Annotated in this window: 15 protein-coding genes and 2 riboswitches; of the genes, 4 read left to right on the plus strand and 11 right to left on the minus strand. The window is 33.6% G+C overall.

All coding sequences use genetic code 11. From position 1 onward, the window contains the following. Positions 1-33: 33 nt before the first annotated feature. Genes CAB05_RS09660 through CAB05_RS09680 form a run of 5 tightly spaced genes read right to left on the minus strand, consistent with a single transcriptional unit; the run spans position 34 to position 3,731 of the window. Positions 34-1,047 carry a ThiF family adenylyltransferase gene (locus CAB05_RS09660; RefSeq protein WP_087999640.1) on the minus strand — a complete coding sequence of 338 codons (1,014 nt, stop codon included), beginning with the start codon at positions 1,045-1,047 and terminating at the stop codon, positions 34-36. Beyond that, positions 1,044-1,811, minus strand: a complete 768-nt coding sequence (locus CAB05_RS09665; protein ID WP_088000367.1) for a thiazole synthase — start codon at positions 1,809-1,811, stop codon at positions 1,044-1,046. The genes CAB05_RS09660 and CAB05_RS09665 overlap by 4 nt, the downstream gene beginning before the upstream one ends. A 2-nt stretch (positions 1,812-1,813) precedes the next feature. Beyond that, a complete protein-coding gene (gene thiS, locus CAB05_RS09670; RefSeq protein ID WP_087999641.1) occupies positions 1,814-2,017 on the minus strand; it encodes a sulfur carrier protein ThiS in 204 nt (67 codons plus the stop codon). A 23-nt stretch (positions 2,018-2,040) separates the two neighbouring features. Next, a complete protein-coding gene (gene thiO / locus CAB05_RS09675) occupies positions 2,041-3,132 on the minus strand; it encodes a glycine oxidase ThiO (protein WP_087999642.1) in 1,092 nt (363 codons plus the stop codon). Then, complete coding sequence (locus CAB05_RS09680) at positions 3,129-3,731, minus strand: thiamine phosphate synthase (protein WP_088000369.1); 603 nt, start codon at positions 3,729-3,731, stop codon at positions 3,129-3,131. The genes thiO and CAB05_RS09680 overlap by 4 nt, the downstream gene beginning before the upstream one ends. A gap of 118 nt (positions 3,732-3,849) precedes the next feature. Continuing rightward, a riboswitch (TPP riboswitch) is annotated at positions 3,850-3,959 on the minus strand. Between the two features lie 256 nt (positions 3,960-4,215). Continuing rightward, a riboswitch (TPP riboswitch) is annotated at positions 4,216-4,331 on the plus strand. Positions 4,332-4,463: 132 nt separating this feature from the next. Here CAB05_RS09680 and thiC point away from each other — a divergent pair. The 3 genes from thiC (at position 4,464) to CAB05_RS09690 (ending at position 7,291) form a co-directional block, all read left to right on the plus strand. After that, the gene (thiC, locus tag CAB05_RS09685) at positions 4,464-6,239 is read left to right on the plus strand and encodes a phosphomethylpyrimidine synthase ThiC (protein WP_087999643.1); all 1,776 of its coding nucleotides are present in this window, start codon (positions 4,464-4,466) and stop codon (positions 6,237-6,239) included. Positions 6,240-6,258: 19 nt separating this feature from the next. Then, entirely contained in the window at positions 6,259-6,429 is a 171-nt protein-coding gene (locus CAB05_RS22130) for a hypothetical protein (protein WP_158093233.1), read from the plus strand. Between the two features lie 322 nt (positions 6,430-6,751). After that, the gene (locus CAB05_RS09690) at positions 6,752-7,291 is read left to right on the plus strand and encodes a DoxX family membrane protein (RefSeq protein WP_235821419.1); all 540 of its coding nucleotides are present in this window, start codon (positions 6,752-6,754) and stop codon (positions 7,289-7,291) included. Between the two features lie 67 nt (positions 7,292-7,358). Here CAB05_RS09690 and CAB05_RS09695 read toward each other — a convergent pair whose 3' ends face one another. The 5 genes from CAB05_RS09695 to CAB05_RS09715 all read right to left on the minus strand — a co-directional run bounded on the left by CAB05_RS09695 (position 7,359) and on the right by CAB05_RS09715 (position 11,151). Beyond that, positions 7,359-7,484 carry a YjcZ family sporulation protein gene (locus CAB05_RS09695; protein WP_087999644.1) on the minus strand — a complete coding sequence of 42 codons (126 nt, stop codon included), beginning with the start codon at positions 7,482-7,484 and terminating at the stop codon, positions 7,359-7,361. Positions 7,485-7,714: 230 nt separating this feature from the next. Continuing rightward, a complete protein-coding gene (locus CAB05_RS09700) occupies positions 7,715-7,996 on the minus strand; it encodes a hypothetical protein (RefSeq protein WP_087999645.1) in 282 nt (93 codons plus the stop codon). A 25-nt stretch (positions 7,997-8,021) separates the two neighbouring features. After that, positions 8,022-8,243, minus strand: a complete 222-nt coding sequence (locus CAB05_RS09705; protein WP_087999646.1) for a hypothetical protein — start codon at positions 8,241-8,243, stop codon at positions 8,022-8,024. 139 nt (positions 8,244-8,382) lie between these two features. Further along, positions 8,383-9,789 carry a branched-chain amino acid transporter BcaP gene (gene bcaP / locus CAB05_RS09710; RefSeq protein ID WP_087999647.1) on the minus strand — a complete coding sequence of 469 codons (1,407 nt, stop codon included), beginning with the start codon at positions 9,787-9,789 and terminating at the stop codon, positions 8,383-8,385. Between the two features lie 315 nt (positions 9,790-10,104). Then, positions 10,105-11,151 carry a YeiH family protein gene (locus CAB05_RS09715; protein ID WP_087999648.1) on the minus strand — a complete coding sequence of 349 codons (1,047 nt, stop codon included), beginning with the start codon at positions 11,149-11,151 and terminating at the stop codon, positions 10,105-10,107. A 112-nt stretch (positions 11,152-11,263) separates the two neighbouring features. On the opposite strand from CAB05_RS09715, the gene CAB05_RS09720 reads away from it, so the two are divergent. Then, entirely contained in the window at positions 11,264-12,154 is an 891-nt protein-coding gene (locus CAB05_RS09720; protein ID WP_087999649.1) for a LysR family transcriptional regulator, read from the plus strand. Between the two features lie 37 nt (positions 12,155-12,191). Here CAB05_RS09720 and CAB05_RS09725 read toward each other — a convergent pair whose 3' ends face one another. Next, positions 12,192-12,371, minus strand: a complete 180-nt coding sequence (locus tag CAB05_RS09725; protein ID WP_087999650.1) for an H-type small acid-soluble spore protein — start codon at positions 12,369-12,371, stop codon at positions 12,192-12,194. Positions 12,372-12,401 lie beyond the last annotated feature (30 nt).

Consider the following 12,401-nt stretch of genomic DNA (forward strand, 5'->3'; position numbering starts at 1 on the left):
AGCTATCATAATAGCTTCTTCTTTTTATGATGCCTATTGGAAGTTTACTATTTTCTTATAAATAGACTTTGCCTGTGAAGGTTGATTTGTCCCATGAATAATTGCTCTGCCATCTTTAAATAATACAATTCTATAATCCTCAAATGAACAAGAAAGTAAATAAGGATTCACAATTAAGTCATTCACATCATTTATTAATCTCTTCGATAATTCCTCAAGAGAAAGTGAAAGAGAGGACATATTTCTTAATTGAATTGCATCCCTTCCACATAATATATCTGTTTTCATTTCTGGGTCGCTTTGTAAGTACGGAAAAATAGGCAAATCACCGCATGTAGGGCAATTTTTATGTTTTAACTTTTCAATGTTTATGTCAGCTTTTTCATTTTTCCAAACATCATAAGATTGCAATAGTGGTATTACTTCTGTACCAGTGATGAGCTTTAAAGCAGATGTAACTTGAAATGCAGTGATAATTTGAACGATGGGGCTAATGACACCAACAGTATCACATGTATCTTGTAAACTGGGTATATGTTCTAATACACAGTTTAAACATGGTGTTTTACCAGGAATAATTGGAAATGTGATTCCATAGCTAGCCACGCATGCACCAAAAATAAATGGAACACCAAATTTTATAGCTGCATCATTTACAATCATTCTAGTTTCAAAATTATCAGTTGCATCAATTAAAATAGTTTTCTCTTTAACAAACTCATCAATGTTTTTAGCATTGATGTCTGTAATAAAACTATTAATGTTTATGCTACTATTTAATTCTAATAATCTATTTTTTGCTGCAATTGCTTTCGGTAACTTATTTTTAGCATCTTCTTCTGAATATAACTGTTGTCTTTGCAAATTACTCCATTCAACATAATCACGATCGACAATCGTCAATTCTCCAATGCCTGCACGCACTAGCATTTCTGCTATTGATGAGCCGAGTGCTCCTGCTCCAATCACTAGTACACTTGCATGTTGTATTTTCTCTTGTCCGTCATTACCTAAAAATAATTGCTGCTTCATATATCTGTCAATCAAGAACTCACCAACCCTGTAATCGGACTACTTGCCACCCCATAATTTTTTTCACGTATTCTTCCAGCTTCGAAACCAAGCTTACCTGCTTCAATAGCCATTTTCATTGCAATAGCCATCTTTACTGGATCAGCAGCATCAGAAACAGCCGTATTTAGTAACACGCCATCCGCGCCTAATTCCATAGCAAATGCTGCATCTTTAGGTGAACCAATTCCAGCGTCAATAATAACAGGAACGGAGGATTGCTCAATAATAAACTTTAAATTTAAAGGATTTAAAATACCTTTTCCAGACCCTATTGGTGATGCGCCGGGCATGATTGCATGGACTCCAAGTTCTTCAAGTCTTCTTGCTAAAACGACATCATCGGATGTATAGGGTAATACGATAAATCCTTCTGAAAGTAACATTTCAGAGGCTTTTAATGTTTCAATTGGATCGGGTAAAAGCGACTTGTCGCAACCAATTACTTCAACCTTAATCATGTCACATAGCCCTGAAGCTTTTGCTAGTTTGGCGATTCTAACGGCTTCTTCAGCAGTTTTTGCCCCAGCGGTATTTGGAAGAAGCTTATATTTTGTTAAATCTAATTGTTCAAGAAAGTTTGGTTGAGATTCCTCAAATATATTCATTCTCCTAACAGCAAATGTTAATACTTCCGTTTCAGATACCTCAATAGCCTGTTTTTGAATATCAAAAGAAGGGTATTTGCCTGTACCTAGAAACAATCTTGAATGAAATGAATGTTTTCCAATTGTTAACATCATTAACCTCCACCTACAAAATGTATTAATTCTACAATATCTCCGTTTGAAAGAACTGTAGTACCGTACAGTTCTCGATACAATATTTCTTTATTCACTTCTACTACAACGATTCTATTTTCTAGTTGATAAGAATGAAGTAAATCTTTTACTGTACAAATATTTTCACCTAGCTGAATACTTTTGCCATTTAATTGGATGATCAAACGTTTTACACCTCTCCTTAAAATTACCGATTCACTTTAAACGCTTCTACCCACTCAGTTCTAATCTTTCTTTTAAGAATAAAATCTCGAATCATTTTGCCCGTTTCAGGAGCAAGAAGAATGCCATTTCGAAAGTGTCCAGTTGCAAAAAATATATTGTCATTATCAGGGTGTTTTCCGATATATGGTTTTTGGTCAATGGTTTGTGGTCTTAAACCTCCCCAAAATGATTCAATGGTCATCTTAGTCATATCAGGTAGCATCTTTTTGGCAGTTTCAATTAATGATTCAATACCTAGTAGGGTTGGTTTTTCATTCCATTCGTTTTGAACCATCGTTGCACCAATAACAAGTTTTCCATTGTTCCTAGGAACAATGTAGTTATGATCATGGAAAATTGTATGCTCCAACGTCAAATGTTCACTTGTAACCGAAAGACATTCTCCCTTAACTGGGGTAAGACGATTATTTAATCCGAGCTGCTTGAAAAAAGAAGTGCTCCAAACCCCATTTGCAATGACGATATTATCAGCTGTAAATTTTCCATTTGTAGAATGAATCATAAATGTATTTTCAATTTTTTGAATGTCTAAAACACAAGCATTTTCGTGTATTGTAGCTCCGAGCACTTGTGCACTTTTGCAAAAAGCCATACAGACAGAAGTGGGTAGGACGCTTACATCATCTTCTATATATGCTGCTCCAATTATATCTGTTGTTATATTAGGTATTTTCCTTTGAATTTCAGTTGGTTCATACCACTTAACCGTTGATTGAGAAAGAAGGGAAGCTAATTGGATTTTTTCATCGTCATTATAAGCAAGTTTAAAAATCCCACCTGTTTTCAGCTCAATGTCGATATGACTTAGTCTTTTAAGCTCTTCATTCAGTTCAAAATAAGCTAGTTGACTGCTTCTTGCAAAAGGTAAAAAAATCTTTGAATCATTGCACTCAGAATGAGCTCCGAGCATGCCTGCTGCAGCGCTAGTTGATTTCGAACCAATCGTTTGTGCTTCGAATACGGCAACGTCTATTTTTTCTTTTGCCAAGTAATAAGCGATTGAGCATCCAATGATTCCACCACCAATTACAATTACATCAAAATGTTGTTTCATAGATTACTAGTGCACCTCTCCATATATTTTAGAGCAGCATCACGCGAGTTTTCAGAAGAAAAAATACCAGACATTACTGCAATTCCATCAACCTGACACTCTTTTAGTATAGGAAGATGATCAGGAGCTATTCCACCAATTGCGTAAACTGGAATTGTAAGAACTTTTTTCATCTCAGTTAACTGATCAATTCCATTTGGACGTAAACCTTTTTTGCAATTTGTGATAAAGCAATGTCCATAAATGACATAATTGGCCAGATCCTTCTCAGCTTGAATAGCCTCTGCTAATGAATGGACTGAGCGACCGACGTTAATTGTTGGATATTGTTCTTTCACTAACTTGACCGGATGGCCGTGAGTTGGCAAATGAATGTTTATTAGACTGTTAAGCAACGCTACATCTAATCTGTCATTTATGACAATCTTGTTCATAGGAACTTTGTTATCTCTTAAAAGATTTAATAGGGTATGTAGTTCCGAGCTGCTTTTAGATTTTTCTCGTATATGAACTAAATCAACAACATCATGTATTTGAATAATCTTTGAAGCAAGATCATGAACAGAATACATATTATTCGTTACTGCAATTAGCTTCAAATTTGCTCCTCCTTTTTGAGAAATAGGGTGTATGTATTGTAAATTTCCTTTTAAAACAAGAAAAACCACTTTCCTAAAACTGGAAAGTGGTTTGTAAGATACACAAATAAACGCATAAAAAGACATTGCGCCACTTTCCTACGCAGGTACGAACCTGTTCAGGTTATGAGGGTTTTAAAGTAACTACTTTATTCTCAGCCCTTATCAAGGGATCCCCTAGTGATGAATACACTATGAAAATTAAATTTAGCATAGCATAAAAATAAAATAATTCAAGATTAAAAAAATGATAGTTTGTAAATATTATTTTAAAAGTCAGCAAAATAGACACTTAAAAATATAATAAAAAATAATTTTTTAATGTGAAAATAGTGAATGTTTCCAGGCATAGATATGAATTTTCACCCAACCCTGTAAAATTTTAGGTAAATAAAATGATTTACAAGATTGATTCATAGGTTTATATTAAGTCTGTACAAATGAATAGTTAGACTAGGGGTGTCCAATTAGTTGGGCTGAGAGAGAAACGCGCTTTAAGTTTCTTAACCCTCAGGACCTGATCTGGTTCATACCAGCGTGGGGAAGTTAGCGTTTATTACAGTAGTGATAATTTGTCATTATTGTAGTCAAACTAACCATTAGCCGGGTCTTATATTTTTAAGATACGGCTTTTTTTCATGCTTATCGTGGATTGGATTTTGTTCTTTTTAATCACATTAAAAAGGGGAAATCATAATGAACAATTCTGTAAATGAAATGAATTTTTCAATCATGTCTAGTTTTTCGGGAAGTAAAAAAGTATATGTAGAAGGATCAAGACCTGACTTGTTGGTTCCGATGCGTGAAATCATATTAAGTCCAACAACTGGATCATTTGGGGAAGAGGAAAACGCTCCTGTACGTGTTTATGATACAAGCGGTCCTTATACCGATGAAAGCGAAACAGTTGATATTCGTAAAGGACTTAAGTCTATAAGAGGAAAATGGATTACTGAGCGTGAAGATGTAATCGAGTATGATGGTCGGAAAGTAAAGCCTGAAGATAATGGCTTTAAAAGTGAGGTTGTACAGAAAAATATAGAGGTCTTCCAAGGACTAGATAGAAAACCATTACGAGCAAAAGATGGTGCAAATATTACGCAGTTACATTATGCACGACAAGGTTTGATTACGCCAGAAATGGAATTTATCGCTATTAGGGAGCATGTTACTCCTGAATTTGTCAGATCTGAAGTAGCGAGAGGGAGAGCAGTCATTCCTTCAAATATAAATCATCCAGAGAGTGAGCCAATGATTATCGGTCGTAATTTTCATGTGAAAATCAATGCCAATATTGGTAACTCAGCTGTCACTTCATCGATTGAAGAAGAGGTTGAAAAAATGACTTGGGCAACACGTTGGGGAGCAGATACGATGATGGATCTGTCTACCGGAAAAAATATTCACACGACTCGTGAATGGATTATTAGAAATTCACCAGTACCCGTTGGAACAGTACCAATATATCAGGCATTAGAAAAAGTGAATGGAATTGCTGAAGACTTATCATGGGAAGTATTTAGAGATACATTAATCGAACAATCGGAGCAAGGTGTCGACTATTTTACAATTCATGCTGGTGTACTTTTACGCTATATACCACTAACAGCAAAACGTGTAACAGGTATCGTTTCTAGAGGTGGATCAATTATGGCACAGTGGTGTCTTGCACATCATAAAGAAAATTTTTTATATACTCATTTTGAAGAAATATGTGAGATTATGAAACGATATGATGTTACATTTTCACTTGGTGATGGATTAAGACCCGGTTCCATTGCAGATGCAAATGATGACGCTCAGTTTGCTGAATTAGAAACACTTGGGGAGCTGACGAAAATAGCTTGGAAGCATGATGTCCAAGTAATGATCGAAGGACCAGGTCATGTACCAATGCATTTAATTAAAGAAAATATGGATAAACAATTAGAGATTTGTAATGAAGCTCCTTTTTACACTCTTGGACCACTTACGACGGATATCGCACCGGGCTATGATCATATTACTTCTGCAATAGGTGCTGCAATGATTGGCTGGTTTGGTACAGCAATGCTATGTTATGTAACACCAAAGGAACATCTCGGATTGCCGAATAAAGAAGACGTTAGGGTAGGAGTCATTACTTATAAAATCGCAGCACATGCAGCGGATCTAGCGAAGGGGCATCCAGGTGCTCAAAAACGAGATGATGCACTGTCAAAAGCAAGATTTGAATTTAGATGGAGAGATCAATTTAACCTATCACTTGATCCAGAAAGAGCGATGGAATATCATGATGAAACTTTACCTGCTGAGGGTGCAAAAACAGCCCATTTCTGTTCGATGTGCGGTCCAAAGTTTTGTAGTATGAGAATTTCTCAAGATATTAGGGATTTAGTAAATGAAAAGGATTTTGAGTTAGCGATTGATGAGGGTCTAAAAGAAAAGGCCGATCAATTTAGAAAAAATGGTGGGGAAATATACCAATGATTGAATGGGGGAGCCTCGAATGAGCCGGGTGATCCAAATAGCAAAACAATTAAAAGAGCTAGAATTAGAAGTGAATCAACTGAAAAAAGAATTAATTAATATCCAAAAAATTTGCGAACATGAATTTCAAAAGAACGATTATATACAGGTATGTACAAAGTGCCACTATATTGAAAGTCTATATTGGTAAGCTTAACAAAAAACCTATACTTTGTTTGAAAAAATAACCCTCCATTTTTGGAGGTTTATTTTTTTTATGACCAAACAGAACGTTAAGTCATTCAATAAGAAAAATAAAATATATGAAAATGAGAAAGTAAGTACAAAAAACTAATTGACAATGATTATCATTATTGTTAATATTTTAACGTTATTGATAATCGTTTTCAATAAATGAGGTGGCAAATAAGACGACTTATATACTCTAAAAATTTACCAGTTAGTAACAACATGATATGTAGATGAAGACCAATAGGATTCTTTTTCTAGGCAAAAGAAATGGAGATTAATTAATGGAAAATATGATGCATCAATTAAAAGATAAGGTATTTCAAGCATTATTTACACTGATGAGAATTCTTTTTGGAGTAGGATGGTTATTTGCTGGTATCACAAAAATTACAGAAAAAAATTGGTATAGCGAACCTGGCGTCTTTATTAAAAATTATTTTATAATGGCTCTTGAAAAGCCTAATGTCCCGGAATTTTATAAGTATTTCATTCAACACTTTGCTTTAAAGCATTATATGTTTTTTAATTACACGATTCCAGTTGTACAAATTATAATCGGTATTTTATTGATCGTAGGATTAATGCTACTTCCTTCAATACTGATTTGTCTTTTCATGCATATTAATTTTATTCTTTCAGGCAATATGAACTTAATCAGTCTTACACTTTATACAAGTGCATTTGCAATTTTACTTTCTTTAGACCGTAGTTATGTATTAAGTTTAGATCGTTACTTAGGATTTGAGAAATATATTCATGTTAAAAGACAAAAGATTGCGGTGGAAAGAAATTACCAACAATCAGAAGTTTTGAATGCTTAAATTTTAAAATAAACTGTAAATAAAAAACCTCTTGAATATTTTCAAGAGGTTTTATAGTTTTTAGTTATTACCAAGCGCCATAGCCGCCTCCAAAATGATCACCTGCGAAACAAGCTGCTCCAACAATGATCAATAGGATGAATAATACAACAATCAGAGCAAAGCTGTTATGATGTCCATATTCACTACCCATTCGTTAAACCTCCTTCACTCTAAATTTTTAGGGGCTTTCAAAAACTTCCCTGTAAGGGGAATGTAGCAATATTACAATTAGGAGAGGTGGATAATGTATCGTATGTTTTTTTGATGACTATGGAACTAGTCTATACACTAAATAGGCTTTAACCCAATAATATATAAGAAATCTTGCTGAAAAAATAGACTGCATTTTATGCAGTCATTAATGTTTTGTGAATCTTAAACTTATATAAAAGGTATTTCATTATTAGTTTCTTTTGGTGTAGAAATTGCCGAATCTATAACATATCCATTAGAGAATTTAACCGCTATTGTTCCTAGATATGTATCAGTAGGCTGAAGTGTTTCAGTACAAGTAAAATAGCGGATATGTACAACATCAACTGTATCTTTGCTAATCTTTTGACATGCAAGTAAATTACTCAAACGTTTTAAAGCAACTTCTCTTTTCAGGCCAATAATCTCTTTCTTAATAAAAGATTCATAGTAGTTTTTTAAGGGGAACATTTCATCAACTCCTGCTCTTCATCCTTCACGTTGATTCAGAGTTATTTGTAGATTGTGGTGATTCTTCGTATGGTATTTCATGTTTAGTTTCTACGATTGGTATTTGTTCAATATGCTCAGGGATTTTGCCAGAATTGGTATGAACATACACTCCGAATTGACTAGAGGAAGATACATTCTTTTTGGTCAATTGATAAATCATTAAAATACTGATTGAAATAACCAATATTCCTATAATATAACTCATTTCAATCACTCCTACCTTTGATTAGCATATATTTTCATTCTATTTTTCATATTTATTATAAATTCAATTATTAAAATATCATACCTCTTCAAACAAAAAAATATCCCATTATAGTTGCCTATAATGGGATATTTTTTAATTAAGCTGAGTGTTCTGAATCATTTAGTTTGTTTTCTGGATTTAAACGGCTATTTCTGTAACCGTAAGCAGCGTAGATGATTAAACCAATTACTAACCAAACTACGAAACCTTTCCAAGTAAATGCTGAAAGTTGAAGCATTAAATATACACAGAATACGATTGCTAGAACTGGGACAACAGGCACCCATGGAGTTCTAAAGCCACGTTTTAAATCTGGTTGAGTTTTTCTTAACACTAAAATACCAAGTGATACAGCTGAGAATGCGAATAGTGTACCAATATTCGTTAATTCTGCTAATTTATTTAATGGAATTAATCCAGCGAATGCTGCTACTAATCCACCAGTAATCCAAGTACTTACTACAGGTACTTGAGTTTTCTTGTTAACTTTAGACATTTTGTTAGGTAGTAAGCCATCACGACTAATTGCATAGAATAAACGAGTTTGTCCAAACATCATTACCATTAATACTGTTGTAATACCGATGATTGCGCCAAGAGAAATGAATCCAGCCGCCCAATCCTGGTGGATGAAGTTTAATGCAAATGCTACAGGATCTTTTACGCCTAATTGATCGAATGGAACGATACCTGTAAGAATTAATGAAACAACAATATAAAGAATTGTACATACTGCTAATGCAGAGATAATACCGATTGGTAAGTTACGTTGAGGATTTTTAACTTCCTCAGCAGCAGTTGATACTGCATCAAAACCAAAGTAAGCAAATACTACAACAGCTGCTCCAGCTGTTACACCACCAAATCCCATTGGCATAAATGGTGTCCAGTTTGTAGGTTCAACATACCAAACGCCAATTGCGATGAAAAGTATTACTACAGCTAATTTGATAATTACCATTACAGTGTTAAGTTTAGCTGACTCTTTAACACCTCTAGTTAGAATAAATGTAACGATTAAAACAATTAATACAGCCGGTAAATCTATATATGTTCCGTTTTTTGGATCAAATGCACTTGTTAATGCTGTTGGAAAGTGTATATCAAAACCAGATAATAAACTTTGGAAGTATCCTGACCATCCACTAGCAACTGCAGATGATGCTAGTCCATATTCAAGTACCATATCCCAACCTAAAATCCAAGCAACTACTTCACCGAAAGCAACATAGCTATACGTATAAGCACTTCCTGCTTGTGGAATCATGGAAGCAAATTCAGAGTAACATAATGCAGCGAAAGTACACGCTAACCCTGCAATAATAAATGAAAGAATAAGTGCTGGTCCAGCATAGTCAGCAGCTGCTACCCCTGTTAATACGAAAATACCAGTTCCTATGATAGCTCCAATTCCTAGCATTGTTAGGTCAAATGCACCTAGTACTTTGTTAAGTGAACTACTTGGAGTTGCACTTACGACAGATTTTTTACGAAATAAACTCATATGAACCTCCTTAAAATTCTTGTTGTAATTTTCTAAAATTAACCTAACTATTTTGATAGTTTTATATAAAAATAGAAAATTCTGACAATTACTAACGAAAAAATATTATTTGTTAGGATTAATTGATTTTTATAATAACATACGTTCAAGGTTTGTACAAAGAATTTTTCGACTATTTTTTCAAAAAAACGCAAAAAAATACGGGTAATTAGTCATTAATTGGTTGAAAATTCAAAACAATGGATAAATATTACACTGTGCAATTGTTATCCAAAGATAATAATGAGAAAAAGACATGATATATTCATGTCTCTCTTAAAAACAAAAAAAAGCAAAGATTGATAGAAATAATGAAGTAATCAAAATTGCAATGAAAGGACGAATTGCCTTCATTCGTAGCTCTTTTGCATTTATGTTTAAACCTAAACCAGTCATTGCCATCGTTAACAGAAAAGATGTTAAAAAATCGATTGGTATGTTTAGTTCCTTTGTTTCAATTAATTCACCTATGAAGTAACTTCCTAAAAAGCTCATCAAGATAAAACCGATTAGAAACCAAGGAAATGTAAATTTGACTTCAGTTTCTTTTTTTATTCCTTTTTTATTCATCCATAAAATAAATAAAAAACTTACAGGTATTAAGAGGAAAACTCTTGATAGTTTTGATAATAAAGCAAATGTTAAAGCATTTTCTCCTGCTGGTGCGGCTGCTAATGCAACATTTGCAATTTCATGAAGGCTAAGGCCCGCCCAAGTTCCGTATTCTGCATTACTTAGATGTAAGAAAGGAAAGAGGAGTGGATAAATAATTGAAAATATAGTTCCTACTAGGGCAATGATCCCGATCCCCATTGCTGTATCTTCTTCCTTCGCTTTTATAATTGGTGAAATTGCAGCGATGGCAGCAGCTCCACATATTCCTGTTCCAATACTTAATAGTAATGAAAGATTCAGATCTGCCTTTATCAATTTTGCAATCAACATTAGCACGATAAAAGAAAATAGTACTGTTATCACACTTTTTATCATAATCATAAAACCCTGATTAAAAATGACATTCATATTTAATTTTAAACCATATAGAACAATCGCAAATCTTAAAAAGTATTTTGAGGAAAATTGAATGCCAATACGTATATGTTCTGGATATCCAAAAATTTGTCTATAAAGAACACTAACGAGTATGGCACATGCAAACGGACCAATATAACCAAGCTTAGGGATTATAGATAATCCAAATCCGATGCAAGCGATTAAAATTGTAAATCCGATTCCAAGAAACAACGAGTAAATTTTCTCCTTATCTTTAATTGGTTCTTTTGGATTTTTTTGTACGATTAAATTCGGTTCCAAATCTATCATCCCCTAATCATCAATTCAATTTATATATTTATCCTATGCGATGATTGACGATAAGAAAAATAAATGATTATGATAGTTATCATAAGTAATAACGATACTAAGAGGTGAACAGATGGACCATTTACTTTTAGTTTTTATAGAAGTTGTTGAGAAAAAGAACTTTTCGCGTGCAGCAGAAGAGCTTCATATGACTCAGCCATCAGTTAGTCAACAAATACAAATACTCGAAAAAAATTTAGGAACAAAGTTATTAAATAGAACAAACAAATTTGTTGAGTTAACGAAAGCGGGAGAAATAGTTTACTCACATGCGAAAGAAATTACAGGTCTGTATAAACGAATGTCGACATTAGTAGATGATTTAATGCATGAAGCAAATGGATTATTAAAAATAGGGGCTAGTTATACATTTGGAGAATATGTACTTCCTCATATATTAGCAAATTTAAAGCTAAAATTTCCAAATGTGATCCCATCTGTCCAAATTGGTAATACAAGAGAAATCGCTCAAGCTGTCTTAACTCATCATATAGATGTTGGAATAGTGGAGGGCGAGTACGTTCATCAGAATGTATTTATGGAAACAGTTGCTACTGATGAGTTGTATATAATGGCTGGAGTTAATCATTCTTTATCAAAAAATAAAGAGGTAACAATTGAACAATTAGAACGTGAAACTTGGATTGTTCGTGAAGAAGGATCTGGAACAAGAGAGGCTACAGATCGTTTATTTGAAACATTGAACATTAGTCCAACCACATTAGTTGAGTTTGGTAGTACTCAGTTAATTAAAGAAGCCGTAGAAGCTGGTCTTGGAATCAGTTATTTATCCGATTTAACAGTGAAAAAAGAAAAATTACTCAATACCATTTTTATGTTAAACGTAGAAGGTACACCAATCAAAAGGAATTTCTCGATTTTAACTGAACCAGTTCAATTGCAAACGAAATCAATGCAAGTGTTCATCGAGCTAATACAAGATTTTTATAAGAAGCAAAAATAAAAACCTCCATTCATTAGTGGAGGTTTTAGGTAGTGATTTAGTGTTCAGTTAAATTACTTAATGAAACTTCTTTGTCATTATGAGGCTCATCTAGGGGATAAACTCTTGCGGTTGATTCATTTTTGTTTACATGCTGAATATAAATTGGAACTCCATCACAAGTTACATTAATCATATTAGGTGAAGCTATTATTTCAAGTGCTCTTTCTGTATCCATAATAATGACCTCCTTTTATTAGAACCCATC

The organism is Gottfriedia solisilvae (assembly GCF_002128405.1).
Lineage (GTDB): Bacteria > Bacillota > Bacilli > Bacillales > Bacillaceae_G > Gottfriedia > Gottfriedia solisilvae.

What these genes read in the sequence shown, in the direction of transcription:
- CAB05_RS09690 (WP_235821419.1), top strand. Translation starts at nt 6,752, where the DNA reads ATGGAAAATATGATGCATCAATTAAAAGATAAGGTATTTCAAGCATTA.
- CAB05_RS09725 (WP_087999650.1), bottom strand. Translation starts at nt 12,371, where the DNA reads ATGGATACAGAAAGAGCACTTGAAATAATAGCTTCACCTAATATGATT.
- CAB05_RS09665 (WP_088000367.1), bottom strand. Translation starts at nt 1,811, where the DNA reads ATGTTAACAATTGGAAAACATTCATTTCATTCAAGATTGTTTCTAGGT.
- CAB05_RS22130 (WP_158093233.1), top strand. Translation starts at nt 6,259, where the DNA reads ATGAGCCGGGTGATCCAAATAGCAAAACAATTAAAAGAGCTAGAATTA.
- CAB05_RS09695 (WP_087999644.1), bottom strand. Translation starts at nt 7,484, where the DNA reads ATGGGTAGTGAATATGGACATCATAACAGCTTTGCTCTGATTGTTGTA.
- bcaP (WP_087999647.1), bottom strand. Translation starts at nt 9,789, where the DNA reads ATGAGTTTATTTCGTAAAAAATCTGTCGTAAGTGCAACTCCAAGTAGT.
- thiO (WP_087999642.1), bottom strand. Translation starts at nt 3,132, where the DNA reads ATGAAACAACATTTTGATGTAATTGTAATTGGTGGTGGAATCATTGGA.
- CAB05_RS09720 (WP_087999649.1), top strand. Translation starts at nt 11,264, where the DNA reads ATGGACCATTTACTTTTAGTTTTTATAGAAGTTGTTGAGAAAAAGAAC.
- CAB05_RS09705 (WP_087999646.1), bottom strand. Translation starts at nt 8,243, where the DNA reads ATGAGTTATATTATAGGAATATTGGTTATTTCAATCAGTATTTTAATG.
- CAB05_RS09715 (WP_087999648.1), bottom strand. Translation starts at nt 11,151, where the DNA reads ATGATAGATTTGGAACCGAATTTAATCGTACAAAAAAATCCAAAAGAA.
- CAB05_RS09700 (WP_087999645.1), bottom strand. Translation starts at nt 7,996, where the DNA reads ATGTTCCCCTTAAAAAACTACTATGAATCTTTTATTAAGAAAGAGATT.